Below are 25,078 nucleotides of genomic sequence, written 5' to 3' on the forward strand. Positions count from 1 at the left end.
GAGGGTAGTGCCGGCCGCTGGCCGGCTTCCCGGATTGTCCGCGGTTGCCGGCCAGCGGCCGGCACTACCGGATCAGAGGCCTCAGGCCGCCATCGCGACCTTGCGCAGGCGGTCCAGCACGAAGTCGGCCAGTTCGTGCGGCGAGTACTTGGCGACGAAGGCGTTGGCGCCGACGCGCTCGACCATCGCATTGTTGAATACGCCCGACAGCGAGGTATGCAGCAGGACGTAAAGGCCGGCCAGGCCCGGATGGCGCCGGATTTCCGTCGTCAGCGTATAGCCGTCCATGGCCGGCATTTCGATGTCCGAGATGACCATGGCGTAGCGCTCGGCGGGGTTCTCGCCCGAGGCCTGGATCTGCAGCAGGTGGTCCAGCGCCTGCTTGCCGTCGGAAAGCAGGGTGGCGCCCACCCCAAGCTGGTCCAGCACGCTGCGGATCTGTTGGCGGGCTACACGAGAGTCGTCCACCACCAGCACCTGCAGCTGCGGGCCGTCGGCGGGCATTGCCATCGCCGGGTCGAGTACTGCTTCACCGCGTACCTGGGCGATATCGGCCAGCACGCTTTCAACGTCGATCACCTGGATCAACTCGCCCTGGAAGCGGGTCACCGCCGTCAGATAGCTCGATTCGGCGCCCAGTTCCGGTGGCGGGTGGATGTCTTCCACCGCGATGTTGACGATGCGCTCCACGCCGCTGACCAGGAAGCCCTGGATCGAGCGGTTGAACTCGGTGACGACCAGGTAGCCGGGCGAGGTGTCCGCATCGGGCTCACGCTCGGGGTGGCCGATGGCCAGGCCCAGGTCCAGCACCGGCACCGAGCGGCCACGGACGTCGGCCACGCCGGCGAACTGGCTGGGCAGTCCGGGTACCTGGAACAGCTCCGGGCGGCGCAGGACTTCCTGCACCTTGAAGACATTGACGCCAAAAAGCTGACGTCCGCCGAGGCGGAACAGCAGCAGCGCCAGGCGATTGTGGCCGGCCAGTCGGGTCCGCTGGTCGATCCGGTTGAGCAGGTCATGGGACATGGCTGCTGTATCGGCGTGGTAGGCGCCGAACTTGAGCGCTTTTGTAGAGTCGAGCCATGCTCGACTGCTCTGCTCCGGACGGCCAGTCGAGCATGGCTCGACTCTACAGAAGCCGCTCCGTCGATCTGGCACACCCCTTGCACGCACCAGGGCCAGATCCCTTCGACAGGAGGCGCCATGCGCCGGGTCACATCGCTCTTCGCCATCGCGCTGGCCCTGGCCTCGCCGTGGGCGGTTGCCGCCGACTGGCAGCCGGTGGCCAGTATCCGCACCGCCGCGTTGTCGACGCTGCCGGCAGGCAGCGAGGGCGAGGCCCAGGTGGCCGATGCGCTGCGCTTGCCCAGGTGTGGTGGCGCGCTGCAGGTGCAGCCCACCGCCAACACCACGGTTGAAGTCAGCTGCCCCGATGCCGGCGGCTGGCGCCTGTTCGTGCCAGTAAAGGTGCGGCGCAACCAGACCGTGCTGGTGCTCAACCGCGGAATCGGTACTGGAGAAACCCTCACCGCCGCCGATATCACCACTGCCCAGCGTGATGCCGCCCGGATTGCCGGTGCGGTGCTGGCCGATCCGAATGCGGCGATCGGCCGCATCGCCCGCCGTCCGTTGCAGGCCGGAGCCCTGCTGTCGAACAACGATCTGGTGGTGCAGCGTCTCATCAGGCGAGGAGACAATGTGGCCCTGGTTTCGCGTCGCGGCTCGGTCGAGGTCCGTATTGCAGGCCGTGCGATGGGCGATGCCGGTGAAAACGAACGGGTCTCGGTGGAGAACCTGTCCTCGCGGCGGATCGTGCAGGGCACGGTCGATGCCGCCGGTGACGTAATCGTGGCGCGTTGATTTACCGCAAAATATCCCTAAAGATCACGGCCCTGCGGCCGTTATCCCTTGTGAACGGCAACTCCAGGACACCCCATGAGCCAGAAAATCGACGGCAACCTGCAGGTCCCCCAGGCACTGCGCAGCGTGACGACCCCGGCCAACAAGCCCGGCGTCAGCACCGATGCGGCGACGCGCCCGGTCGAAGCGGCCGACAGCCTGCGCCTGACCGGCGAGGCCACCAATCTGCAGGCCATCGAGCGTGAGCTGACCACCGCCCCGGCAATCGACGCCCAGCGTGTGGCCGCAGTGCGCGAGTCGCTGCAGAACGGCACCTACAAGATCAATCCGGACGCGATCGCATCGCGCATGCTTGAGCTGGATCAGCAGCTGCACGGATGACCGCGCCGATGAGCGAACAACTGCAGCGGCTGGCCCAGGCGCTTGACGTTGAACGTCAGGCGCTGGTCGATCATGACGTACACGCGCTGATCCGGGCGACCGGTGCCAAGCTGGAGGCGCTGCGTGCACTGGAAGGCACGCCGCCGCTTGGTGAGGGGGATCACCTCCAGGAACTGGCCGAACGCAACCGAGCCAATGGTGTGCTGCTGTCGCGCCGGCGCCGCGAGGTCGATTGGGCGCTGCGCCAGCTCGGGCGTACCGAGGCCTCCTCCTCCTATGATGCCAAGGGCCAGTCGCATACGGTCACTGCGCGGCGCCCACTCGCCATCGCCTGACGCGACGGCGGTCGCACATCCCCCCCCCGCGGGCTGAAGCTCGCCGCACGACCGCGTATATTGGGCGCCTGTTCGAATGCCCCGAGTCGCCGTGTCCGCTGCCAATGCCCTGGTTACCGCCCCCCTTCCGCCGCAGCCGGTGCTGCAGGCGCTGCTTGAGCGCCTGCGCGAAGGGCTGCTGCTGTTCACCGAAGACGGGCAGGTGGCCCTGGCCAACCCGGCCGCGCAGAACCTGCTGGCCAGTGGTGAGGGCGGCGGTCTGCCACCGCCGCAGCGCCTGCGTGAACTGCTGCCGCCCGATGCGCTGGAACAGGCGCGCCAGCATGGTCACTGGAACGGCAGCCTGCCGCTGGGCGAGGGCGTGGTCATCGCCCATCTGTATCACCACGGCCCGGTGGGCCAGGGCCACTTCCTGGCATTGTTCCGCCACATCGAAGGCCAGGAAGACTACGAACGCGAACTGCAGCAGCGCCATGCAGAGCTGCGGCAGGCCTACCTGCGCCTCAACGGTACCCAGGAAAAACTGCTGCAGTCGGAGAAGATGGCCTCGATCGGCCAGCTCGCCGCAGGCGTCGCGCACGAGATCAACAACCCGATCGGCTACGTGCACTCCAACCTGGGCAGCCTACAGGAGTACCTGCGCAGCCTGTTCACCGTGATCGAAGCCTACGAACGCGCATTGCGGGCGCCGGACCCGAAGGCGCTGATCCCGGAGATCGACGATATCCGTGACCGCCTGGACATCGATTTCATCAGCCGCGACCTGCCGCAGCTGATGGCCGAGTCGCGCGAAGGCATCGAGCGGGTGACGCGCATCGTGCGTGATCTGAAGGACTTCTCGTATTCCGGCCGCGACGAGTCGTGGAAGCTGGTCGACCTGCACGCGGGCCTGGAATCGACCATCAACATCATCTGGAACGAGCTGAAGTACAAGGTCACCCTGGTGCGGGAGTTCGGCCAGTTGCCGTTGGTGGAGTGCCTGCCGTCGGAATTGAACCAGGTCTACATGAACCTGCTGCTCAACGCCGGCCACGCCATCGCCGAGCGCGGCACGATCACGGTGCGTACCGGCGTCGATGGCGATCATGTATGGGTCGAGTTTGAAGACACCGGCGGCGGCATCTCGCCGGAACTGCGCCAGCGCATCTTCGATCCGTTCTTCACCACCAAGCCGGTCGGCAGCGGCACCGGCCTGGGCCTGTCGATCTCCTACAGCATCATCAACAAGCACCACGGCCGCATCGACCTGGACAGTACCCCGGGCGTGGGTTCACGTTTCCGCGTGGTGCTGCCGGTGAAGCAGCCGCGCTGACCGCTTCAGGTAGTGCCGGCCGCTGGCCGGCGATCCCATTGGACCGGGCATCGAGAGCAGCCGGCCAGCGGCCGGCTCTACCAGGGCTTGTCCCCGACCTGGTTTCGCGCTTCGGGTAGTGCCGGCCGCTGGCCGGCAACCTCATTGAACCCGACATCCAGAGCAGCCGGCCAGCGGCCGGCGCTACCAGAGGGGATCGTTACCGCAATGGGCGATCCTCGCCGCCATCTCCGCTTTCCACCGGCGCCGGACCGGCGTTGCTGCGGCGCTGTTCCTCATAGGTGCGGAACGCCTGGTGGATGTGCTTGCGCAGCTCGTCGTCGTTCCACGGCTTGGTCAGGAAGCGATAGATCGCACCGCGGTTGATCGCGTCGGTCACGGTGTTCAGATCGGTGTAACCGGACAGCACCAGGCGGATCGTGTCCGGGTACAGCATCTTCACCCGGCCCAGGAACTCGGTGCCGCTCATGTCGCTCATGCGCTGGTCGGACAGGATCACCTGCACGTCATTGATTGCCAGCAGGTCGAACGCATCGCGCACGTTGCCGGCGGCCAGGATGCGGTAGCCGTCGCGACGGAACAGACGCACCAGCGAGCGCAGTACGTTCTCTTCGTCGTCCAGCAATAGCAGCGTGCGGTCGGGACGGGTCTCGGCAAAGGCTTCCGGACGCAGGTAGCGGCGGCGCAGGGTCATGCCGGCGGCATCGGCCGACATCGGTTCGCCGAACAGATAGCCCTGGAACACATCGCAGTCGTTGCGGCGCAGGAAGCCCAGCTGGGCCTGCGATTCCACGCCGTTGGCGATCACGGTCATGCCCAGCTGGTGGCCCATGGCGATGATCGCGCGGGCAATGGCTGCCTCACGGTTGCCGGCCGGCGCGCTCTTGATGAAGCTGCGGTCGATCTTGAGCTTGTCCACCGGGTAGCGGACCAGTGCACTCAGGCTGGAATCACCGGTGCCGAAATTGTCCAGGCTCAGGCTGATGCCTTCGTTGCGCAGATTGGCCAGCGTCTCGTGCACGAAGTTGACGTTGTTGGTCAGCGCGCTTTCGTTGATCTCCAGCGTCAGCATCTGTGCCGGCACGCCCGCGGCCTGGATCAGGCCCATGACTTCAGCGAAGAAGTTGGGCCGCAGCAGCTGCAGGGTGGAGACATTCACCGCGATGGTGAAGTCGTCGAAGCCCTGGTCGCGCCACAGGCGTGCCTGCTTCAGTGCGCCTTCCAGCACCCAGGTGCCGATCTGCACGATGATGCCCAGCCGCTCGGCGGTGCGCATGAAGCGCTCCGGCACCAGCATGCCCAGCGTCGGCGACTGCCAGCGCAGCAGCGCTTCCATGCCGACCACGTGGCCATCGCGGGCGCTGACCAGCGGCTGGTAACGCAGTTTCAGTTCGCCGTTGGGAATGGCGTCCACGATCTGGCGGGCGATGATGCTCTCGCTGTGCGCGCTCGGTGGCGTATCCACGGCGTGGATGCGCACCGCGTTGCCGCCTTCGCGGGCCGCCTGGTACAGCGCATCCTCGGCGTGATCGAGCAGGCGCGAGGTGCTGCTGGCATGGTCCGGGCACAGGCTGACGCCCAGCTTGCCGGTCATGAACAAGGTGTACGGCAGCACCGACAGCGGCAGCTCCATCTGCTGGCGGATCTCCTCGGCGAAGTCCTCCGGCAATGGCACGTCGGCAGTGCGTGGCACTGCGATCAGGAACTCATCGCTGCCGTGGCGCCACAGCTTGCCGCGACCACGCAGGTAGGACTGCAACCGCTGCGCCACCAGCACCAGGGCCTGGTCACCCACCTCGGCGCTCATGTTTTCGTTGACCGAGGCGAAGTGGTCGATGTCCACGTGCATCAACATCAGTGCGGTGCCGCCCGAGGCCGCCTCGGCGACCATCGCCTGCAGCTCGGGGTTGCCGGCGCCAAGGCGATCAGGCGCATCATCGATGCTGACCGGGGGCTGGTTGGGATTCCACATAGGCTCAGTAGTCCGGTGACTCAACGGCGGCCATGCTGGCCGCCTGGTAGGGGAGGTGTACGTCGATCAGGGTGCCTTCGCCGTGTGCGGATTCGATCCGCACATGGCCACCGACGCTCTGCGCACGCTCACGCATCACGATCAGGCCCAGCCCGCGCGGACCGTCCGGGTCGAAGCCCTCGCCATCATCACGGATCTGCAGGTGCAGGCCGCGCTGGCCGACATCGCGCAGCTGCAGCAGGACCTGGCTGGCGCGGGCATGGCGCAGGGCATTGGTCAGGCTCTCCTGCGCGATGCGGAAGCAGGCCTGCTCGATGCTGTTGTCAGGACGTTGTGGCAGCGGTTCGATCTCGGCCAGCAGTTCCACCGGCGAGGAACGGAACAGCACCCGTGCCTGCCAGCTCAGTGCGGCCTCCAGGCCCAGGGCATCCAGCTGCGGCGGGCGCAGCAGCGTGGAGATGTCGCGCAGCTTGGCCACGGTGGTGTCGGCCAGGCTGACGATCTGCGCCAGATCCTCGGCGCGGCGCTGTGGATCATGCTCGTCCTGCGCAGCATGGGCGGACAGCTTGATTGCGGTGATCGCCTGGCCGATATCGTCGTGCAGGTCGCGCGAGATCGCGCGGCGTTCGTCTTCCTGCAGCGAGAACAGTCGGCCGGCCATCGCCTGCAGCTCACGGTTGCTGGTTTCCAGTGCAGTGCGGGTGCGTTCGGAATCGCTCAGGTCGCGCACGATCAGCAGCTTGCAGTCGCGTCCGCCATAACGCACTTCGCCCACCGCCAGGCCGGCATGGAAGCTGCGGCCATCCGCGCGCTGCATCGCCACCATGCTGCTGTGACCGGGCCCCAGGTGTGGTTGGCCTGCACGCAATTGGCTGCGCACGCGGGCCAGATCGGCGCTGTCCACCAGTGCTGACAGGGGTTCGCCCAGCAGGGTGTGGCTGCCATAGCCGAACAGGCTGGCGGCCCAGGCGTTGGCGTACAGCACGTGTTCGTCGGAGAGGATGACCACGCCGTCGGGCAGTACTCGTACCAGCTCGCGGAACTGTTCCTCGCGCTCGCGCAGCAGGCGTCGCGACTGCTCGCGCTCGGTCACGTCCTGCAGGGTGCCCAGCACGCGGTTGCGGCCGGCCTCGTCGATGCCGCTGGCCGCACGCAGATGCACCATCAAGGCGCGCCCATCCATCGACAGCAACGGCAGCAGCACGTCCACCTGCACGGGATCGCCGGAGCAGAGCTCGGCCAGCAGCTGTTCGGTCTGGGTGGCGGTGGCCGGGTCGGCCGGCACCAGCAGTTCGTCGAAGCGATGCCAGCGCCGCGCCTCGGGCGGGCGGCGACCGAGCAGGCGATAGACCTGGTTCGAATAGCGGCCAAGTCCCGTGGAGGGGTCCAGTTCCCAGGCGCCGATGCGCGCCAGCTCGTGGGCTTCTTCGACCCGCGCCAGCGCCTGGTCACGGCGCAGCTGGGCCAGGTCTTCAGCGGTGCGGTCGATGGCAATCAGCAGGCGGGCGTTGTGGCCGTCATAGCTGATGGCATTGGAGCGAAGTTCCATCTGGCGCAGGGAGCCGTCGCGCAGCTGCAGTTGGGTACGCAGGATGCACAGTTCCTCCGGTGCCTCGCGGATCGCTTCCAGCTTGGTCTGCAGCGCCAGGTCCTGGCCTGGCGGCCACAGCGAATCGATGGTCTGCTCCAGCAGTTCGTCACGGTCCCAGCCAAAGGCCGTACAGGCCGCCGGATTGGCATCGAGGATTGCCAGTGTGTCCAGGTCGTAGACCAGGATCGGGCCGGGGTTGCCTTCGAACATCTGCCGCAGGCGCAGCTCGGAGGCCTGCTGGCGTGCATGGGTGTGCAGCACATGCTCGGCCAGCGGGCGCAGCAGCAGATACAGCAGGCCGGCGCTGGCAAGGGCGAAGAACGAGCCCTTCAGGCCCTGCCACAAGGCCGCCTGCTGCGGGTCGGGCACCAGTGCCTGCACTGCACTGTCGGTGGAGATCATCCAGGCCAGTGCCATCGCCAGGTAGCTCAGCACCACCCGGCGCCGGTCGCGGCTCAGCGCCTGCGCCATCCGCGGGTCGGGAACTGGGGCGTTGCCGGTCGGTTCTGCGGGCATGGACAGGGCGGAAGAAAGGGGCGCCGGCCATCTTACCGCGCAGGTGCGCCCAGACCACTCAATTATCCGCCGCAGGCGCCGTTAACCACTGCGTGCCCCGCTGACGGGCGTGTCATCCGGAGCAAGATCGCGTGGACCAAGGGATCATCGCCAGCCTGCTGCAGCACCCGCTTGCGTCGGCGCTGGTCATCGTCGACCGCACGGGCCGCCCGCTGGCGGCCAATCCGGCTGCGCGCGAGCATGGCCTGCCGGCGACCGTGGCTGCGTATGCGCCGATGCTGGAAGATCTGCGCCTGATGGCCGCTGATGGCGGCATCGTGGCCTGCACGCTGCCGGGTGGCCCGCACGGGCACTACGACGGCCACCTGCGCGCCGTGCATGATGGCGCCGGCAACCTGCTGGCCTTCACGCTGAGCATTCCCGAGCCGGTGCCGCTCGGCGGCGGTGGGCGCTGGGAGCTGGCGCTGGACAGCGCCGGGCACAGCCTATGGGACTGGGACATTCCCAGCGACCGTGTGGTGCGCACCCCGGCACTGGGCGATGAAACCGCTACCGAGATTCTGGCCCGCGTGCACAGCGAGGACATCGCACAGGTGCGGGCTGCACTGGAGGAGCATCTGCGTGGCTTGAGCGAGCAGTACAGCGTACAGTTCCGTTTCCGCCAGGCCGATGGCCAGTGGCGTTGGGTACTGGACCGCGGGCGCGTGGTCGCGCGCACCGCCGATGGCCAGCCGCTGCGCATGGTCGGCACGCATACCGATATCGAACAACAGAAGCAGCTGGAAGGGCTGCTTCAGGAACAGCAGCTGCACCTGAGCGAGGCCCAGCGCATCGCCAGCATGGGCAGCTGGTCGTTCGACCCCAACAGCGGTCATTTCTGGTGGTCGCCGGAGCTGCGTTCGCTGCTGTCGTTGGAGCAGGGCGCCGTACCCGGCCAGCGGCGCTGGCTGAAGCAGCTGCATCCGCGCTCGCGTGGTGCGCTACGCGCAGCATGGCGGCGCTTGTGGCGCGACGGCCGGGCCGCCAACCTCGAGCTGGAACTGACCCGTGGCCATGAACCGTCGCAGCACCTGCGGCTGTGGATGCAGCCGCTGCTGGACATGGATGGCCAGCCCAAGCGGCTGCTTGGCCAGGTGCAGAACATCACCGAGCAGCACCAGACCGATGCGCTGATCCGCTGGCGTACCGAGCTGCTCAACCGCGTCTCCGCGCTGGGCCGCATCGGCGGCTGCGAAATCGAGGTGCAGACCCGGCACATGCAGTGGACCGAGGAGTGCTACCGCATCCACGGCCTGCGCAAGGAGCCGATCACTCTCGATCAGGCGCTGGCGCTGTATACCGAGGATTCGCGCAATGCCTTCGAGGCGGCGCTGGGCCGGATCGCTGCGGGTGGACTGCCCGAACAGCTGGACCTGTGCTTCTATCGCCAGTCTGGCCTGCGCGTGTGGGTGCAGGTGCTGATCGAACTGGATCGCCGCGATGGCCTGCCGCCACGCTTCGTGGTCCTGTTCCGTGACATCACCCGCGAACGCGAGGCCAACGAGCGCATCGAACTGCTGGCCCACTACGATCTGCTGACCGGCCTGCCCAATCGCGTGCTGCTCGGCGAGCAGACGGCAGAGGCCATCGAGGAAGCACGTGACCGTGGCACATCGCTGGCGATGCTGTTCATCGACCTGGATGGCTTCAAGACCATCAACGACAGCTTCGGCCACGCCACCGGTGATGCACTGCTGAAGGCCGCTGCGACGCGCCTGCACCAGAACCTGCGCAACAACGACCTGTTCGGTCGCTTCAGTGGTGATGAATTCATCGTGGTACTGCGCGACCTGGCCGAGCCGGAAGACGCCGGCCACGTCGCGCGCAAGCTGATCGCTTCGCTGGCCGAGCCGCTGCGTCGTGGCGAGACCACGTTGAAGGTCGGCGCCAGCGTCGGCATCGCGATGCTGGGCGATGCACAGACCGATTTCGATTCATTGCTGCGTGCCGCCGACGCCGCGATGTACGCGGCCAAGGAAGCGGGGCGCAACACGTACCAGTACTACAGCCAGGACGCATTGGCCCGCATCCAGCGCAAGCTCGAGTTGGAGCATGCCCTGCACGGGGCGATCGAACGCGAAGAGTTCAGCCTGGCTTACCAGCCGCTGCTGCATGCGCATCAGGGCGAGCCACCGGCGATCGAGGCACTGCTGCGCTGGCATCGGCCCGGCATCGGCTACTGCAGCCCGGCCGAGTTCATTCCGATTGCAGAGAAGTGCGGCGAGATCGTGCGCATCGGCGACTGGGTGCTGAACGAAGCCTGCCGCCAGGCGATCGCCTGGGACCGGGCCGGCCTGTGTTTCGACCGCATCGCGGTCAATGTGTCGGCGGTGCAGCTGCGCGACCGCGGTTTCGCTGAACGCGTGATCGAGATCTGCCATGCCCATGGCTGGCCGCCGCAGAGGCTGGAACTGGAGCTGACCGAGTCGGCCCTGATCCGTGACACCGACATCCTGCGCCACTGCTTCGACGTGCTGGAACGGCATGGTGTGCCACTGGCGGTGGATGACTTTGGTACCGGCTTCTCCAATCTGAACTACCTCAACCGTTTCCCGGTGGGGCGCCTGAAGATCGACCGCAGTTTCGTGCAGGGCATGCTGCATGACTCGGGCACGGCCGAAGTGACCCAGGCCATCGTGCACCTGGGTCACGCGCTGGGCATGAAGGTGGTGGCCGAGGGCGTGGAAACGCACCAGGAAGAAGACATGCTGCGTCGCCAGGGCTGCGACGAGATCCAGGGCTACCTGTACTCGCGCCCGCTCAGCCCGCGCGACCTGGCGCAGTGGCTGCGCCAGCAGCACGCCGCGCCCGGGCGCACCGACGCTGCCAGCGAGGTCGTGCTGGCACGCTGAGGGTAGCGCCGGGCCTTGCCCGGCGGGATCGCCGCACGCCGACGCACCGCTCTGGTAGGTGTCGACCTTGGTCGACACGAATGCCGGTGCTCGCGATCATCCACGCATGGCGTGGATCTACTGCGATGCGGCAACCATTCGCTGCGGAAATTCGGAGCGAAGCCGTGCGCGCACTGCTTCCACCACATGTGCATAGCGTCGGCGCTGGATGAAATAGCCCATGTAGAACAGCAGCAGGGCCACCAGCATCGGCGACGCAGCCGGGCGGACCAGGATGATCGGCACCAGCATCAGTGTCAGGCCCAGCGCGAACCAGCTGCACCGCCCGACCACCCGCACCTCCCTGCGTTGCGCGTCGATCATCACCCGCCCGCGCATCAGCGGAAAGTAGCGACCGCCAAAGCTCGGCGCGAAGCTCTCGCGAAAGGCGACACTGCCGTCCGGCAGCGCGCGGAACACCAGGCGAAGCCAGGTATCGGCCGGCAGATCATGCTCCAACCCGGCCAGCGAAAGCTGCGCCAGCTCTGCCGGCGTAGCGGCAATGCGTTGATTGAACAGGACGATGCCGGTGCGGAAGAAGAACGGCGCCCACAGCACAAGCAGCAGGACTTCGATCAACAGCGCGGCGATCAGGGCGATGGCCATCGGTCTTCCATGAACGGGACCTGCGCATCATGCCATAGCGATTTCGCCACCCCAGTAGATCCACGCCATGCGTGGATGTTGCCCGGAACCAGCTACCGTCCTCGCGGGGCGGTCCAGTGAATCGAGCAGTCTCCTGGATTCAATCGTCTTCCACCAGATCGCTGAGATCCAGAATCTGTGGATCAACACTGTGCGCGACGATGCTTCGGAGCATTCCAGCCTTTGGGCGTAGGGCATAGCAATGCATCGTATGGATGGGATTGAATTCCAGCCACGGGCAGGATGAGTGCCCCACGATAACCGGCATGTTGAAATTGATGTCTTTTGGATCATCCAGTGGCAGGGGCCATTTGCCGCCGTGATGCTCCCACACTACATCGCCCAGATATCGTGCAAACACAATCCTCAGGCCATCCTGTTCGTCCTCCGACAACGTTGCAGCCATCGTCGTGTACAGCGTCTCCAGGCGATCAAGGCTCTCCAGGCTGCCGTCAAGGTCGACGCCGCGGAGCTGTGCTTGTTCGATCAGCCATTCAATCTGATCGTCCATGATGATCAGAAACTGTTCGAAGGTTTCTCGCGCTTCTTCGAAATTGAATGCCATGCGGCCACCAGGGGGAGAGCGACGAGTGTGCCCTGCGCCTGTGACCCAGGCCATGCAACAAGTCCGAAAGGATGGAGTGTGGAGGGGCGATCGCATGCATCCACGCATGGCGTGGCTCTACCGGTTCATCAATGCGATGCCTGCAATGGAATAGCTGGCGATCAGCAGTCCGAACACGTACGCCGCCACGATGATCAGCCAAAAGGTCATCGGCTCGATGTCCCGCCATGCATCAATGGTGCCAGCGCGGTGATGGCTTAGATGGACGTGCCCGGTGTTGATGGCAGTTGCCGCCATCCAGGCACATAGAAAGGCTATCAGCATGAAGAGCAGGCTGCCGAACAGGAATGCGACAGGTCTATGCCGAGGTGGCCGCAAAGTGGCGTAGGCGGGGCGCCAGGTGAAGGTGACCGCGATGAGCACCATCACAGCAAATCCGAGCCAGGTCATGAACGTGGTGCTCATGCGACGACACTCCGTGTCCAGCCGTAGATGGCATGGGCGGATCATGCCATGGGTTTGGAGCGGGTGGTGGTGAAGACCATCCACGCATGGCGTGGGTCTACCTCAAGGCGTCCCCGTCCAACCCCAGGTCCCACGCCAGTCCCAGCAGCGCCTCATCCGCCCGTGACGGGCCAGGCCGCGCATCCGCCAGCTGCTGCAGTTCGCGGATCTCCTCACGTGCTACCTCTTCCAGCTGCTGCAGCTGCTCACGCACGCTCGCGTTGCGCGGGCGCTCGGTGTCGGCGAGGGAGGGCAGGGCGCGGATCAGGGTCATGGTGCTTGTACAGGATGCATCCAACGGCGGGTTACAGGCAAAGGCCCCGGACGAACCGGGGCCTTGCGGGCTGCCGGCGGCGGCAGCGGACATCAGGATCAGAACAGCTCGACGGTGCCGGCGCCCATGCTCTGCTGGGCAACCGGCTTGTGCGGCGGGCGTTCCCATTCGCTGCGCAGTTCGCGCAGGCGGCTGCCGGTGCGCTGCAGGGCGGTGGCGATCTCTTCGTCGAACACGCCGCCATTGCGGTGCAGCAGTTCCTGCAGGGCCACCGCCTCGCGGTTGATCGCGGTCAGGCGGTCCAGGTGGGTGTGCACGCCGCCCAGCGCCTGGGTGGCGATGTCTTCGAACTGCAGGGCGCGCACGGCTTCGGCCACGCTGCCATCGATCGAACGGGCGCAGTCGGAGACTTCGCGCATGCCATCACCCAGCGACGCATTGATCTGCGCGACGTTGTCGAGCATCGCCGCCGCTTCCTGGCGCGCTTCGCGGGAGCGGTCCATGTCACGCGAGGCCATGTGCGAGACCGTCTCGCGCACCTTGGCGATGGCGTCCTTGGAGCTGTGCGCCAGCTTGCGGATCTGCTCGTTGAAGGTGGTCGAGCGCTCGGACAGGTTGCGCACTTCGTCGGCGACCACCGCGAAGCCACGACCGGCTTCACCGGCACGCGCGGCTTCGATGGCGGCGTTCAGCGCCAGCAGGTTGGTCTGGTCGGCGATCGACTTGACGTCTTCCAGCAGCGCGAAGATGCCATCCAGGTGCTGCGCCATCTGGTCGATGTGCTGCACGGTGGTGCTGCTCTGGCCGCTCACCTGTTCCAGTGCTTCCACCAGCTGCTCCATGCGATGGCTGGCGTGCTGGGCGAAACGGGCAACGTCGAGGCCGGCATTGCCTTCATCACCGGCACGATCGACGATGCGCGACAGGGCCTGGCTCTGCTGGCGCGACTTGCGGTTCATGGCGTCGAAGCTGCCGCCCAGGCTGGACACCGCTTGGCGGATCAGGTCACGGGCGCGTTCCACTTCGCCACGCGAACCGTCGATCTCGTTGCCGACGAAGTTGCGCAGTTCGGTCAGCAGCTGGTCCTGCTCACGCAGGACACGGGCGTGTTCCGGGGAACGGTGCGCCTGGGCGCGGGTGGTCCACCACGCAAAGCCGAGCCAGCTCAGCGTCATCGTGGTCAGGATCGCCCAGCGCAGGGCGGCCGGCCATTCGAAACCGATGGCGAAGGGGAGCAGCAGGGTCAGAGCCAGGGGGGCGGCCAGACGGATGAAAATGCGTGAGTACATGGACGTTCTCGGGAGGTGCACGGAGGATGTATCGGCCGTACCCCCTTTCTCTTTAACGTCGAAATGCCTCGAAGTGCATTCTGAATGCGCCGGTTTTCCGACGCTGCCGGGACGTTCGGGGTCAGAGCCCTTTCCTTGCCGGAAAAGGATCCGACCCCATGCGGCTCAGACCAGCTGGCGGTCCACGGCCTCGATCATCGCCTTGCGGCTGAACAGGAAGTCCCAGTAGCTGCCGCCCAGCTGCCGCCACAGCACCGCCGAGCGCACCGCGGCCAGCAGCAGGGCGCGGATCTCGGCGACCACACCGGCCTGGCCCAGGTAATGCGGGTTGCCCTGCACCATCACCCGCGGCTTCAGGTGGCTGATGGTGTCGGCGTACAGGCCACCCAGGTTGGCCAGCACGTCCGGGTGGCCACTGTCGCCCAGCTCGACGGCTTGGCGCTGGGCGCGTTCGATGCCGGAGGCGACCTTGTTCACGGTGGCGCCGTCCTGCACGAAGCGGCGCTCCAGCTGCAGCACCGACAGGGCCAGCTTGGGCAGGATCGGGTCCTGGCCCTGGCTGCGGAAGTAGTTGTGCAGCAGGCGCAGCCCAGCCTTCAATGCATGGCGGTCACCGAACACCTCCTGCGGCGAAGACGCGTCGACGCGGAACACGCTGTCCACGGCGGTGCGCACGGCGGCGGCGTCGGAATGGCCGGTATCGGCGATGCGGCGTACCTGCTGCAGGGCCTGGGCAATGCCGGCCAAAGCCAGGACGCGGTCGTCGACAGTGAAACTCATGCAGCGATTACCTCAAAAGGGGAAGGGGTGGTGCGCAGGCGCTGTTCCAGCGGCGCATCGGTGGCGGCGATCACCGCGCCACCCAGGCACACATCACCGTCATACAGCACCAGTGATTGACCGGGAGTAACGGCGCGCTGCGGGCGCGCAAAGGTGACCAGCACGCTGCCATCGTCCAGCACCTCGACCGTACACGGCTCGTCGGGCTGGCGGTAGCGGGTCTGCGCGGTGCATTCGAAGCGCCGTGCCGGCGGCGCGCCGGCAATCCAGTGCGCGGTTTCCGAGCGCAGGCGGTCGGACAGCATCCACTTGCTGTCGCGGTCCTGGTCCACGTACAGCACGTTGCTGGCCACATCCTTGCCGACCACGTACCACGGCGCGGCCGGGCGGCCACGCACGCCGCCGATGTTCAGGCCCTCGCGCTGGCCCAGGGTGAAATAGAAGACGCCTGGGTGCTCGGCGATCACACTGCCGTCGGCCGGGTCCAGGATCTGCCCGGGCTTGGCCGGCAGGTAGCGGCCGAGGAACTCGCGGAAGTCGCGCTCACCGATGAAGCAGATGCCGGTGGAGTCCTTCTTGGCGTGGGTCGGCAGGCTGACGTCACGCGCGATCCGGCGCAGGTCGGTCTTTTCCAGGTCGCCGATCGGGAACAGGGTGGCCGCCAGCTGCGCCTGGCCCAGCTGGTGCAGGAAGTAGCTCTGGTCCTTGGAGCGGTCGGCACCACGCAGCAGCAGCCACTGGTGGCCGCGCTGGGCCACGCGCGCGTAGTGGCCGGTGGCGATGCGCTCGGCGCCCAGCTCGCGGGCGGCATCCAGGAAGTGCTTGAACTTCACTTCGCGGTTGCACAGCACGTCCGGGTTCGGGGTGCGGCCGGCCGCGTACTCGGCCAGGAAGTGCTCGAACACGCCCTGCCAGTACTCGCTGGAGAAATCACGGAAGTGGAACGGGATACCGAGCAGGCCGCAGACGGCCACTGCATCGCGGCGGTCGTCCTCGGCGCGGCAGTCGCCGCTGCCGTCGTCGGCCCAGTTCTGCATGAACAGACCGGCTACGGCCTCGCCCTGCTGCACCAGCCGCCAGGCGGCGACCGAGGAGTCGACGCCACCGGAGACGCCCACCATCACGCGCGGAGTGCTCATGCGACCTCCCGGACCAGCGAAAGCGGATGGCGCTGGCCACCCAGGAAATCAGCCACCACCTGCCAGACCAGCGGGCTGCGCAGGAGCTCCGTGGCGGCCTGCAGCTCGGCCGGGGTCAGCCACAGCGCGCGATCGATGCCGGTGTCCAGCGGCTGCGCCGGGTCGTGCGAGACCGGACGCGCCGCATAGCAGAAGCGCAGGAAGGTGGTGCCGTCGCCGGCCGTCCACTGGTAGCAGCCGATGAAGTGGGTCAGCTGCACCGTCCAGCCGGTTTCCTCGCGGGTCTCGCGCAGGGCTGCCTCGGCCAGGCTTTCGCCCGGCTCGAGGTGGCCGGCCGGCTGGTTCAGCACCTGGCGGCCGTCGATGGTCTCCTCGACCAGCAGCACGCGGCCGCCGTCGACCACTACGGTGGCGACAGTGGCGTGCGGTGCCCAGCGCGGGTCCGGCGTGGTGTTCAACTCAGAACTCGTCCTTCTTGGTCAGTTCCAGCTCCATGGCGTCGGCGGTGCGGATGGCCGCATCGATGGCGTCGCTGAGCTGGTCGGCCGTGGCATCGGCGTCGATCTTGACCACGAACATGGCGGTGGTGTCCTGCTTCACCCAGCCGCCCATCTTGGCGTCCTGCGAATCTTCCAGCAGGCGGTTGGCTACGGCCACCGGGAACTGCTTGGTCTTGGCGTTGTAGGCCGGCGACCAGATCTCGCGGATGTTGTGGGTGCCGAAATCTTCCACCGACGAGCGCACGTAGACCATCTGGGTGCGATCACCCTCGACGTCGAACACCATGCGGTAGTCGCCGTCCTCGTCGACCTCGTAGGTATAGCCCAGCTTGTCCAGGTGGCGGGCCACGGCCTTGTCGGCCTGGGTCTCGGCGGCGGCGGAGCCGGCGGCGGCCAGGGCGATCAGCAGGGCGGGGAGAAGGGTCCTTTTCATGAAGATCCTGTGAAACAGTGTTGAGAGAGGATGCAATTGTGACGGTGGGCGTGCGTGCCGTCCAATCTGCGGCAGGCCGACGCAGGCTGGCCCGTGCCTCTATAATGGGCAGATGCCCCATGAGTCTTCCCCCGATTCCCATCACGAGCACGGCGTTGCCGTGGAGCCCGCGCGCCCGGAAGTGGCGCCGCCACCGTTCTACCAGGTGATGCTGCTCAACGACGACTACACCCCGATGGATTTCGTGGTGGACGTGCTGCAGCAGTTCTTCAGCATGGACCTGGACAAGGCCACGCAGGTGATGCTGCACGTCCATACCCGTGGCCGCGGCGTGTGCGGGGTGTTCACCCGCGAAGTGGCCGAGACCAAGGTCGCCCAGGTCAACGAGTACTCGCGGATGAACCAGCACCCGCTGCTGTGCACGATGGAAAAGGCCTGACCGGCTGCCGGTTTTCATCCGGGCACATCGACTCCGGACCCGGTGTGCCCACCAAGGTGGGCACCTACCAAGGCAGGGGCCTGTATCGATAATGGATGGGGCGTGCCCACCAAGGTGGGCATCTACCAGAGCGCGGGATCAGCCCTCCGCCAACGCCTCCAGTGCCATCCGCGCCACCGCCTCGTCGACTTCGGCGGGGTCGCCATCATCCCGGAACCACACCGCTGACAGCCCCGCGCTGGCTGCGATCCAACGCAGCAGGCGCGTGCGTTCCAGGCCCGCCAGCGCGCCGACCTGTTCCAGCCGGGTGGCAAACCGCTCGGGTCGGGTGGCCACATGGATGCCGGGGCCGCACAGGTCCGGATTACTGAACATCGTCGTGTAATCGAACGCGCGGTCGCCCAGCAGCCGCTTCGGGTCGATCGCCAACCAGCCGCGCGCGCCGAAATCGAGCACGTTGTCGTGGTGCAGGTCGCCGTGCAGCGGCCGGATCTCCTGTTCCTGCTGCAGCAGTCCCTCCGCCAGTGATCTGCACTGTTCCAGCAGTGGCGGCAGCGCAGCCCTTGGCTGCAGCAGGTCGGCGAACCATGTTCGCAGGCAGACCAGTTCCGCTGGCGGTGCGCTCCGTGGCCGGTGCAGCCGTTGCAGGACCTGGCACAGGATCGTGGTGCAGGTGTCATCGTCGCCCTCGATCGAGCGCTGCCGCAGCGAGTCGCCGCCGGCACGTTCGATCAGGATCGCCGGCCCCTCGTGGGCCAGCAGGCGGGCGGCGCCGTCACCGTTCCACCAACGCAGCAGGCGATGGCTGTTCTGCTCTTCGGTTTCGCTGCTGATCTTCAGCATGGCCGGCTCGCCGGCGGCGGTCAGCACCGGCCAGAGCCGGGCATGGGGCGTTTCGATGGCTGCGCCATCACGCCGCAATCGCCAGCGGCTCAGGTAGGGTTCGCTCATGCTGGGTGGGCTGTCCTGGAGTGAATGAAGATCAATCGATTCGCACTGATAACGCCATCTGAACGCAGCAATCCGCTAGGGTGATGGAAATCGCGTAGTCAGGCCGCATATTGTCCCCATCTGCCGCCGGAGTAATCCATGTTCAGCAAAGACCTCGAACACACCATCGGCCAGTGCTACAAGCGCGCCCGTGAGGCCCGGCATGAGTTCATGACGGTCGAACACCTGCTGTTGGCACTGCTCGACAACCCGTCCGCCCAAGCCGTACTGAAGGCCTGTGGCGCCGACGCCGAACGCCTGCGCCAGGAGCTGGAGCAGGCCATCGAGGCCTCCGTGTCCCGCCTGGCCGAAGATGACGGCCGCGATACCCAGCCGACCCTGGGCTTCCAGCGCGTGTTGCAGCGGGCCGTTTACCACGTGCAGTCCTCGGGCAAGAAGGAGGTCACCGGCGCCAATGTGCTGGTCGCCATCTTCGGCGAGAAGGACTCGCACGCCGTCTACTACCTCAACCAGCAGGATGTCACCCGGCTGGATGTGGTCAATTACCTGTCCCACGGCATCGCCAAGCTGGGCGAGGAAGGCGAGCAGCCGTCGTCCTCCTCCGAGGGCGAAGGCCGCATCGAAGGCGGGGAGGGCGAGCCGAAGGGTGATGCCCTGACCGAGTTCGCCAGCAACCTCAACGAACAGGCCCGGGCCGGTCGCATCGACCCGCTGGTCGGCCGTGCCGACGAGATCGAGCGCACCATCCAGGTCCTGTGCCGCCGCCGCAAGAACAACCCGCTGTACGTGGGTGAGGCGGGCGTAGGCAAGACCGCCATCGCCGAGGGCCTGGCCCGCCGCATCGTCGAGGGCTCGGTGCCCGACGTTCTGGCCGATGCGGTGATCTATTCGCTCGACCTGGGCGCGCTGGTGGCCGGCACCAAGTACCGCGGCGACTTCGAGAAGCGCCTGAAGAGCGTGCTGACCGCGCTGAAGAAGGTGCCCAATGCGGTGCTGTTCATCGACGAGATCCACACCATCATCGGTGCTGGCTCGGCGTCGGGCGGCACCATGGATGCCTCCAACCTGATCAAGCCGGCGCTGGCGTCCGGAGAGCTGCGCTGCATCGGCTCGACCACCTTCCAGGAGTACCGTGGCATCTTCGAGAAGGACCGGGCGCTGGCCCGCCGCTTCCAGAAGATCGACATCGTCGAGCCGACCGTCGGCGAGACCTACGAGATCCTGCAGGGCCTGAAGTCCAAGTACGAGCTGCACCACGGTGTGACCTATTCCGACGAGGCTCTGCAGGCGGCGGTGGACCTGTCGGTGAAGCACATCGGCGACCGCCTGCTGCCGGACAAGGCCATCGACGTGATCGACGAGGCGGGCGCCCGCCAGCGCCTGCTGCCGGAAGGCCAGCGCAAGGAACTGATCGACGTCGAGGAAGTGGAGGCGATCGTCGCCAAGATGGCGCGTATCCCGACCAAGCAGGTCAGCGCCACCGACAAGGATGTGCTGCAGCACCTGGAGCGCAACCTGAAGATGGTGATCTTCGGCCAGGACCCGGCCATCGAGACGCTGTCCTCGGCGATCAAGCTGGCCCGTTCGGGCCTGGGCAACCCGGAAAAGCCGATCGGCAACTTCCTGTTCGCCGGTCCCACGGGTGTCGGCAAGACCGAGGTGACCAAGCAGCTGGCGCTGCAGCTGGGCATCGAGCTGGTCCGCTTCGACATGTCCGAGTACATGGAGCCGCATTCGATCAGTCGCCTGATCGGTGCGCCTCCGGGCTACGTCGGCTTTGACCAGGGCGGCCTGTTGACCGAGAAGATCGTCAAGACGCCGCACTGCGTGCTGCTGCTGGATGAGATCGAGAAGGCGCACCCGGACATCTTCAACATCCTGTTGCAGGTGATGGACCGCGGCGTGCTGACCGATACCAACGGTCGCGAGGCCAACTTCAAGAACGTCGTGCTGGTGATGACCACCAATGCCGGTGCGGCGCAGGCCTCGCGGCGTTCGATCGGCTTCACCAAGCAGGACCATGCCACCGACGCGATGGAGACCATCCGCCGCAGCTTCACCCCGGAATTCCGCAACCGCCTCGACGCGGTGGTGCAGTTCCAGGCGCTGGGCTTCGAGCACATCCTGCGCGTGGTCGACAAGTTCCTGATCGAGCTGGAGATGCTGCTGCAGGACAAGCACGTCAGCCTGTCGGCCACCCCGACCGCGCGCGACTGGCTGGCCCACCATGGTTTCGACCCGCTGATGGGTGCCCGCCCGATGGCCCGCGTGATCCAGGACAAGATCAAGCGTCCGCTGGCCGACGAGCTGTTGTTCGGCAAGCTGGTCGACGGTGGCAAGGTCAGTATCGATGTTCGCGACGACGAGCTGGTGGTCGAGACCCAGGCCGAGCCGGAGCGGCTGCTGCCGGTCACGGTGGAATGAGCTGATGCCATAGGCTTGGCGTGAAAGCCTGGAAATGACAAGGGCGGCTTCGGCCGCCCTTGTTGTTTCCAGTGGGACTGTCGTCCGCGGCCTTGCTTGAACGGAACGGAGGTGCCAATGCTGTCTTCTGGTCGCGATAGGGTGTTGCCCTGTTTGTATCGCGAAACGATACAGGATACAGTGATGATCATCGGTTTTCGCCACAGGGGCCTCGAGCGGCTCTACCGTTCCGGCAGTAGCAGTGGAATCCGCCACAGTCACGCCAGCAAGGTGTTGTTGATCCTGTCGATCCTGGATGTTGCTTCGGGTCCTGAGGATCTGGCCATGCCTGGATTGCGTCTGCATAAGCTCCGGGGCGGCCTGAAAGGGGATTGGTCTGTATGGGTCAATGGAAACTGGCGGATTACCTTCCGTTTCGCCGGCAGCGACGTGGAGCTGCTGGATTACCTGGACTATCACTGAGGCCGCGCATGATTCATCACCATCCGCATCCCGGGCAGGCGATCAAGGCAATGGTCTTTGATCCAATGGATCTGTCTGTGACCGAAGCGGCCGAGCGCCTGGCAATGTCGCGGGTAGCCCTTTCGCGGGTTCTGAACGGCAAGGCGGGCATCAGTCCTGACCTGGCCATCCGCCTTGAGATGGCGGGGGTAAGTACTGCGGTTTTCTGGATGGGGCTGCAATCCAGCTACGATCTCTGGTTGGCACGGCAGCGCGCGCAACCGAGAGTGTTGTCGCTGGTTGCCGCGACGCGTTGACGTATATCGCGACAAGGGCGGCTTCGGCCGCCCTTGTCCTGTCTGGGGTCAGCGGCTGCGGCGGCGCGCCTCACGCTTGAATCGCTCGGCATCGATCGGTTCGATGCGTGCAACCTCGCAGCTGCCGCGACCTGTGTCCAGTGCGCTTCGGCCCTCGCTGCACAGCTCGTCAGCTTCTTTGCCGTCGGTCTTGAAGCCGAGGCGGGTGGCCAGTACGGCAGAAGGGCAGCTGTTGCGGAAATGCACAACATAGCGGTCTTCGCCGGAGCGAAGCAGGATGTTCTTGTCGGCGCCGGCGCGAACGATCTGCTGTTCGCCGGTCAGTGATACGCACTGTGCCGGCGCGGTGTCGGCGGCATGGGCGGACGACGCCAGCAGGGTGACGGCAGACAAAGCCAGGGGGATGAGCAGGGAAGACAGGTTCATGGCGGGGCAGGGGGCAGCGATCCGGACTGGATCGGATCCCAAGATGCCGCCGCCGCTGCAAATGCGAATCTGCCGCAAGCAGGGCTGACCGACGCCACGGTGAGATCGGTCACGATGACCTTTGGCGCCTCAGGCCGCGATCGAACGGAATCCCTGCTGGCGCCCCTGGTCGCCGCCGTCTTCGATGACAAAGGCGACCGCCTCGTGCGGAATGTGCAGGCGCTGCTTGAGGGTGCTGCCCATATGCGGAATCTCGCGCTGCACGGCCAGGTACAGCGGGTGCGAGGCGTCCATGCTGGTGCAGACCAGGCAGGGCTGGCCGAACCAGGTGCCGTCCGGGCCCTTGCTGGCGTAGCAGCGGCTGGTGACGGACTGGGGGTCCAGGACGATCAGGTGGGTCATGCGCGCAACGCCTTCTGTGAAGAACGCATTGAGTCTAGAGTCGCGGCGCGATGCGGTATTTCGGACAGGGACGAAAATCGATCGGTCCCGGTGCCGGTCGCTTTCTTCCGCGCACGACAAAGGGCCAGCAGCGAGGCCGGCCCTGTCGGAGTGGCGCAATGCGCCGACCGCTTACTTCATGCGGTAGGTGATACGACCCTTGGTCAGGTCGTACGGGGTCATTTCAACTTTGACCCGGTCACCGGTGAGGATGCGGATGTAGTTCTTGCGCATGCGGCCGGAGATGTGGGCGATGATTTCGTGCCCATTTTCCAGACGAACGCGGAAAGTGGTGTTCGGCAGCGTCTCGCTGACGGTGCCCTCGAACTCGATGGAATCGTCTTTCGACATGTAGTCCTGTGCGGTTCAGAAAACGGCCACGCTGGGCCTAAGGCGCGGTATTTTACGCGTGATGGGCCCGGCTTGCAAAGTTTGTGTTAACCCCCGGCCAAACGCTGTGCTGGCAAGCGTCCTACCGCCTGGGTCCAGGGGCCTTCACGGCCGTCATGGTGTACGGCCTGACGGACGTGCTCCAGGAAGTCCGCGCGCGGCAGGTGCTCGGCGCCCATCCGCAGCAGGTGCGGATTCTCCACCTGGGCATCGATCAGTTCCCAGCCCCAGCCACGCAGGGTGGCTGCCAACGCGGCCAGGGCGATCTTGGAGCCGCCACTGGCGCCACTGAACATGCTCTCGCCGAAGAACATGGCGCCGATCGCGACGCCGTAGATGCCGCCGACCAGTGTCTGCCGATCCCAGACTTCGAAGGAATGGGCGAAGCCAAGGTCGTGCAGTTGGCTGTAGGCCTCGACCATCGCCGGGCTGATCCACGTACCGTCCTGGCCAGGGCGTGGTGCGGCGGCGCAGGCGCGCATCACCTGGCTGAAGGCGGTGTCGGCGGTGATCTCCCACGTGCTGCTGCGCAGCTGGCGGCGGAAGCGGCTGGACAGATGCACGCCGTCGGTGCGGAACACCATGCGCGGGTCCGGCGACCACCACAGGATTGGCTCACCCTCGCTGAACCACGGAAAGATACCGCCGGCGTAGGCATTGAGCAGACGCACCGGATGCAGGTCGCCGCCCACCGCCAGCAGGCCATCGGGCTGGCGCAGTGCGGTCTCGGCCGGAGGGAAGGGGGCGTCCGGCGCATCGGCCAGGCGCCAGGGCAGCTGGCGGGTCATGGGGCCATTGTATTCGTCGTGGTGATTCGTGATGTCTGGCACCATCACTGTTCACCGGCAAGGAGCCTCCGAATGAGTGACTCGATCAGCGCCATCCTCGACCTGCATGACGCCCCGCGCACGCGCAACGACAGCCAAGGCATGCTGCTGTCACTGGCCACTGAACAGCCGCGTCGGCTGGGAGAGTTGATGCTGCAGGCGCTGGCGCGGCCTTCGCCGGGCTCAGCCTTCCTCGACATGGCACTGGATCTGCTGCCGGATGACGCGGTGCCCGCGGTCGCGGCCGACGCGTGGCGCCGCTATCGCGCGGGCGAGCGCGGTGACGCGTTGACGAGCGTGATGGAGTTCGCCAGCTATCAGGCGCCGCAGGTGCTGCAGGACGATTGGGAGGCATTGCTGGCGGTCGCCAGTGAGGATGAGGTGCAGTTGGCCACGCAGGTCTGGCAGGGCCTGCCCAGCGCGACGGCCGCGCATTGGGCGCAGATCCTGGCCGAAGCCGATGACGATCGCGAAATGGCGCGGGCCAGGGCGCTGCTGCTCGCCGCCCAGCCCGAGACCTACGCCATTGCTCGCGGCTACCTGGTCGACTGGGGGCGGTTGGATGGCGAGGTCTGGGCGCACTGGGCCGGTGTCGCCGAAGGTCCGCAGCCGCGTCGCCTGCATGGCGAACGGCCATTGCACTTCCGATTCGGCCGCGAACAGCATCGCGCGCAGCAGGCGGACGAGCCGAGCTGGCGCAAGCGCATCTGGCGGCTGCACCCGACCTGGAATGGTGGGCAGGTGCATCACGCCGGGGACATGGGAGGACCACTGGAAGCGCTGTGTGGCAGCTGCCATGCGCCGCTTCAGCGCCTGCTGCAGACCGATGCCGCCGCGCTGCAGCCGGGCGCGCCGGGCGAGATCACGCTCGGCCTGTGTCTGGACTGCTGCGGCTGGGAAGACCCGCCCGTGCGTTTCTATCGCCACGATGCGGCCGGCCTGCCCAGCTGCCACCCCAGCCAGCACCGTGAGGTACCGAACACACCCACCGACAGTGGCGACCTGATGCAGGCCGAGGTGGGTCTGGTCGCCATGGACAGTGCGCGCTGGCAACAACAGGACTGGGGCCAGTCCAATCATCGGCAGAACCTGTCGCGCGTGGGCGGCGCGCCGAGCTGGGTGCAGAGTGCCTGGTACCCGGCGTGCATCGATTGCGGCGAAGAGATGCCGTTCGTGATGCAGCTGGATTCGACACTGCCGACCACGGGTGACGGCACGCTGCTGTGGGGCAGCGGCGGCATGCTCTATACGTTCTGGTGTGCAAAGTGCCGGGTGAGCGGGCACTTCTGGCAGTGCACCTGAGCACAGCGCCCTCGCCATTGTCCTGGTAGGTACCAACCTTGGTTGGCACGCCTCATTGCCCTGGTAGGTGCCAACCTTGGTTGGCACGCTTTTC

At 66.3% G+C, this 25,078-nt stretch carries 27 protein-coding genes; 10 read left to right on the forward strand and 17 right to left on the reverse strand.

Annotation, left to right across the window (positions count from 1 at the left end; translation table 11 throughout):
- Positions 1–81 precede the first annotated feature (81 nt).
- A complete protein-coding gene (locus ACZK2R_RS10130) occupies positions 82–1,026 on the reverse strand; it encodes a chemotaxis protein (RefSeq protein ID WP_032127374.1) in 945 nt (314 codons plus the stop codon).
- 177 nt (positions 1,027–1,203) lie between these two features.
- On the opposite strand from ACZK2R_RS10130, the gene flgA reads away from it, so the two are divergent.
- The 4 genes from flgA to ACZK2R_RS10150 all read left to right on the forward strand — a co-directional run bounded on the left by flgA (position 1,204) and on the right by ACZK2R_RS10150 (position 3,888).
- Positions 1,204–1,860 (forward strand): flagellar basal body P-ring formation chaperone FlgA, encoded by a 657-nt coding sequence (gene flgA / locus ACZK2R_RS10135; RefSeq protein ID WP_049399390.1) that lies wholly within the window; start codon positions 1,204–1,206, stop codon positions 1,858–1,860.
- Positions 1,861–1,935: 75 nt separating this feature from the next.
- Positions 1,936–2,241 (forward strand): flagellar biosynthesis anti-sigma factor FlgM, encoded by a 306-nt coding sequence (gene flgM, locus ACZK2R_RS10140; protein ID WP_049421929.1) that lies wholly within the window; start codon positions 1,936–1,938, stop codon positions 2,239–2,241.
- Positions 2,238–2,576 carry a flagella protein gene (locus ACZK2R_RS10145; RefSeq protein ID WP_049399388.1) on the forward strand — a complete coding sequence of 113 codons (339 nt, stop codon included), beginning with the start codon at positions 2,238–2,240 and terminating at the stop codon, positions 2,574–2,576. The genes flgM and ACZK2R_RS10145 overlap by 4 nt, the downstream gene beginning before the upstream one ends.
- 91 nt (positions 2,577–2,667) lie before the next feature.
- A complete protein-coding gene (locus tag ACZK2R_RS10150) occupies positions 2,668–3,888 on the forward strand; it encodes an ATP-binding protein (protein WP_019337422.1) in 1,221 nt (406 codons plus the stop codon).
- A 199-nt stretch (positions 3,889–4,087) separates the two neighbouring features.
- Here ACZK2R_RS10150 and ACZK2R_RS10155 read toward each other — a convergent pair whose 3' ends face one another.
- Positions 4,088–5,860 (reverse strand): EAL domain-containing protein, encoded by a 1,773-nt coding sequence (locus ACZK2R_RS10155; protein WP_032127372.1) that lies wholly within the window; start codon positions 5,858–5,860, stop codon positions 4,088–4,090.
- A 4-nt stretch (positions 5,861–5,864) separates the two neighbouring features.
- Positions 5,865–7,967, reverse strand: coding sequence for a sensor histidine kinase (locus ACZK2R_RS10160; RefSeq protein WP_180838540.1), 2,103 nt, complete (start codon positions 7,965–7,967; stop codon positions 5,865–5,867).
- Between the two features lie 131 nt (positions 7,968–8,098).
- Between ACZK2R_RS10160 and ACZK2R_RS10165 the strand changes: the two genes are divergently transcribed.
- Positions 8,099–10,858, forward strand: coding sequence for a bifunctional diguanylate cyclase/phosphodiesterase (locus ACZK2R_RS10165; protein WP_125895715.1), 2,760 nt, complete (start codon positions 8,099–8,101; stop codon positions 10,856–10,858).
- Positions 10,859–10,975: 117 nt separating this feature from the next.
- Here the strand turns inward: ACZK2R_RS10165 and ACZK2R_RS10170 are convergent, their stop codons facing one another.
- From ACZK2R_RS10170 to ACZK2R_RS10210, 9 genes are all read right to left on the reverse strand, one after another.
- Complete coding sequence (locus ACZK2R_RS10170) at positions 10,976–11,503, reverse strand: hypothetical protein (protein WP_125895714.1); 528 nt, start codon at positions 11,501–11,503, stop codon at positions 10,976–10,978.
- A gap of 139 nt (positions 11,504–11,642) precedes the next feature.
- Positions 11,643–12,107: a hypothetical protein gene (locus tag ACZK2R_RS10175; protein WP_125895713.1), complete on the reverse strand. Its 465-nt coding sequence runs from the start codon at positions 12,105–12,107 to the stop codon at positions 11,643–11,645.
- 117 nt (positions 12,108–12,224) lie between these two features.
- A complete protein-coding gene (locus tag ACZK2R_RS10180) occupies positions 12,225–12,572 on the reverse strand; it encodes a hypothetical protein (protein WP_125895712.1) in 348 nt (115 codons plus the stop codon).
- A gap of 97 nt (positions 12,573–12,669) precedes the next feature.
- Positions 12,670–12,885, reverse strand: a complete 216-nt coding sequence (locus ACZK2R_RS10185; protein WP_125895711.1) for a hypothetical protein — start codon at positions 12,883–12,885, stop codon at positions 12,670–12,672.
- Positions 12,886–12,983: 98 nt separating this feature from the next.
- A complete protein-coding gene (locus tag ACZK2R_RS10190) occupies positions 12,984–14,174 on the reverse strand; it encodes a methyl-accepting chemotaxis protein (RefSeq protein ID WP_032127364.1) in 1,191 nt (396 codons plus the stop codon).
- Positions 14,175–14,339: 165 nt separating this feature from the next.
- Positions 14,340–14,954 (reverse strand): high frequency lysogenization protein HflD, encoded by a 615-nt coding sequence (gene hflD / locus ACZK2R_RS10195; RefSeq protein WP_125895710.1) that lies wholly within the window; start codon positions 14,952–14,954, stop codon positions 14,340–14,342.
- A complete protein-coding gene (mnmA, locus tag ACZK2R_RS10200) occupies positions 14,951–16,093 on the reverse strand; it encodes a tRNA 2-thiouridine(34) synthase MnmA (RefSeq protein WP_107431878.1) in 1,143 nt (380 codons plus the stop codon). Before mnmA ends, hflD begins: the two co-directional genes overlap by 4 nt.
- Entirely contained in the window at positions 16,090–16,551 is a 462-nt protein-coding gene (locus ACZK2R_RS10205; protein WP_180838539.1) for an NUDIX hydrolase, read from the reverse strand. The genes mnmA and ACZK2R_RS10205 overlap by 4 nt, the downstream gene beginning before the upstream one ends.
- A gap of 1 nt (position 16,552) precedes the next feature.
- Complete coding sequence (locus ACZK2R_RS10210; protein WP_032127360.1) at positions 16,553–17,026, reverse strand: hypothetical protein; 474 nt, start codon at positions 17,024–17,026, stop codon at positions 16,553–16,555.
- 112 nt (positions 17,027–17,138) lie between these two features.
- On the opposite strand from ACZK2R_RS10210, the gene clpS reads away from it, so the two are divergent.
- The gene (clpS, locus tag ACZK2R_RS10215) at positions 17,139–17,465 is read left to right on the forward strand and encodes an ATP-dependent Clp protease adapter ClpS (RefSeq protein ID WP_006444529.1); all 327 of its coding nucleotides are present in this window, start codon (positions 17,139–17,141) and stop codon (positions 17,463–17,465) included.
- 138 nt (positions 17,466–17,603) lie between these two features.
- Here clpS and ACZK2R_RS10220 read toward each other — a convergent pair whose 3' ends face one another.
- Complete coding sequence (locus tag ACZK2R_RS10220) at positions 17,604–18,416, reverse strand: APH(6) family putative aminoglycoside O-phosphotransferase (RefSeq protein ID WP_180838538.1); 813 nt, start codon at positions 18,414–18,416, stop codon at positions 17,604–17,606.
- A 138-nt stretch (positions 18,417–18,554) separates the two neighbouring features.
- Here ACZK2R_RS10220 and clpA point away from each other — a divergent pair, with 138 nt between their 5' ends.
- From clpA to ACZK2R_RS10235, 3 genes are all read left to right on the forward strand, one after another.
- Positions 18,555–20,840 (forward strand): ATP-dependent Clp protease ATP-binding subunit ClpA, encoded by a 2,286-nt coding sequence (gene clpA / locus ACZK2R_RS10225; protein ID WP_125895707.1) that lies wholly within the window; start codon positions 18,555–18,557, stop codon positions 20,838–20,840.
- Between the two features lie 183 nt (positions 20,841–21,023).
- A complete protein-coding gene (locus tag ACZK2R_RS10230) occupies positions 21,024–21,302 on the forward strand; it encodes a type II toxin-antitoxin system RelE/ParE family toxin (RefSeq protein ID WP_180838537.1) in 279 nt (92 codons plus the stop codon).
- 8 nt (positions 21,303–21,310) lie between these two features.
- Positions 21,311–21,598, forward strand: coding sequence for a HigA family addiction module antitoxin (locus ACZK2R_RS10235; protein ID WP_032127356.1), 288 nt, complete (start codon positions 21,311–21,313; stop codon positions 21,596–21,598).
- A 48-nt stretch (positions 21,599–21,646) separates the two neighbouring features.
- Here ACZK2R_RS10235 and ACZK2R_RS10240 read toward each other — a convergent pair whose 3' ends face one another.
- The 4 genes from ACZK2R_RS10240 to aat form a co-directional block, all read right to left on the reverse strand.
- Positions 21,647–22,024, reverse strand: a complete 378-nt coding sequence (locus ACZK2R_RS10240) for a hypothetical protein (protein ID WP_180838536.1) — start codon at positions 22,022–22,024, stop codon at positions 21,647–21,649.
- Between the two features lie 129 nt (positions 22,025–22,153).
- Positions 22,154–22,426, reverse strand: a complete 273-nt coding sequence (locus ACZK2R_RS10245; RefSeq protein ID WP_125895705.1) for a hypothetical protein — start codon at positions 22,424–22,426, stop codon at positions 22,154–22,156.
- A 171-nt stretch (positions 22,427–22,597) separates the two neighbouring features.
- Complete coding sequence (infA, locus tag ACZK2R_RS10250; RefSeq protein ID WP_005409596.1) at positions 22,598–22,816, reverse strand: translation initiation factor IF-1; 219 nt, start codon at positions 22,814–22,816, stop codon at positions 22,598–22,600.
- 86 nt (positions 22,817–22,902) lie between these two features.
- Positions 22,903–23,643 carry a leucyl/phenylalanyl-tRNA--protein transferase gene (gene aat, locus ACZK2R_RS10255; RefSeq protein WP_125895704.1) on the reverse strand — a complete coding sequence of 247 codons (741 nt, stop codon included), beginning with the start codon at positions 23,641–23,643 and terminating at the stop codon, positions 22,903–22,905.
- A gap of 72 nt (positions 23,644–23,715) precedes the next feature.
- Between aat and ACZK2R_RS10260 the strand changes: the two genes are divergently transcribed.
- Positions 23,716–24,984, forward strand: coding sequence for a hypothetical protein (locus tag ACZK2R_RS10260; protein ID WP_180838535.1), 1,269 nt, complete (start codon positions 23,716–23,718; stop codon positions 24,982–24,984).
- Positions 24,985–25,078: the final 94 nt, after the last annotated feature.

The sequence above is a fragment of the Stenotrophomonas sp. 96582_Sma genome (genome assembly GCF_056480905.1).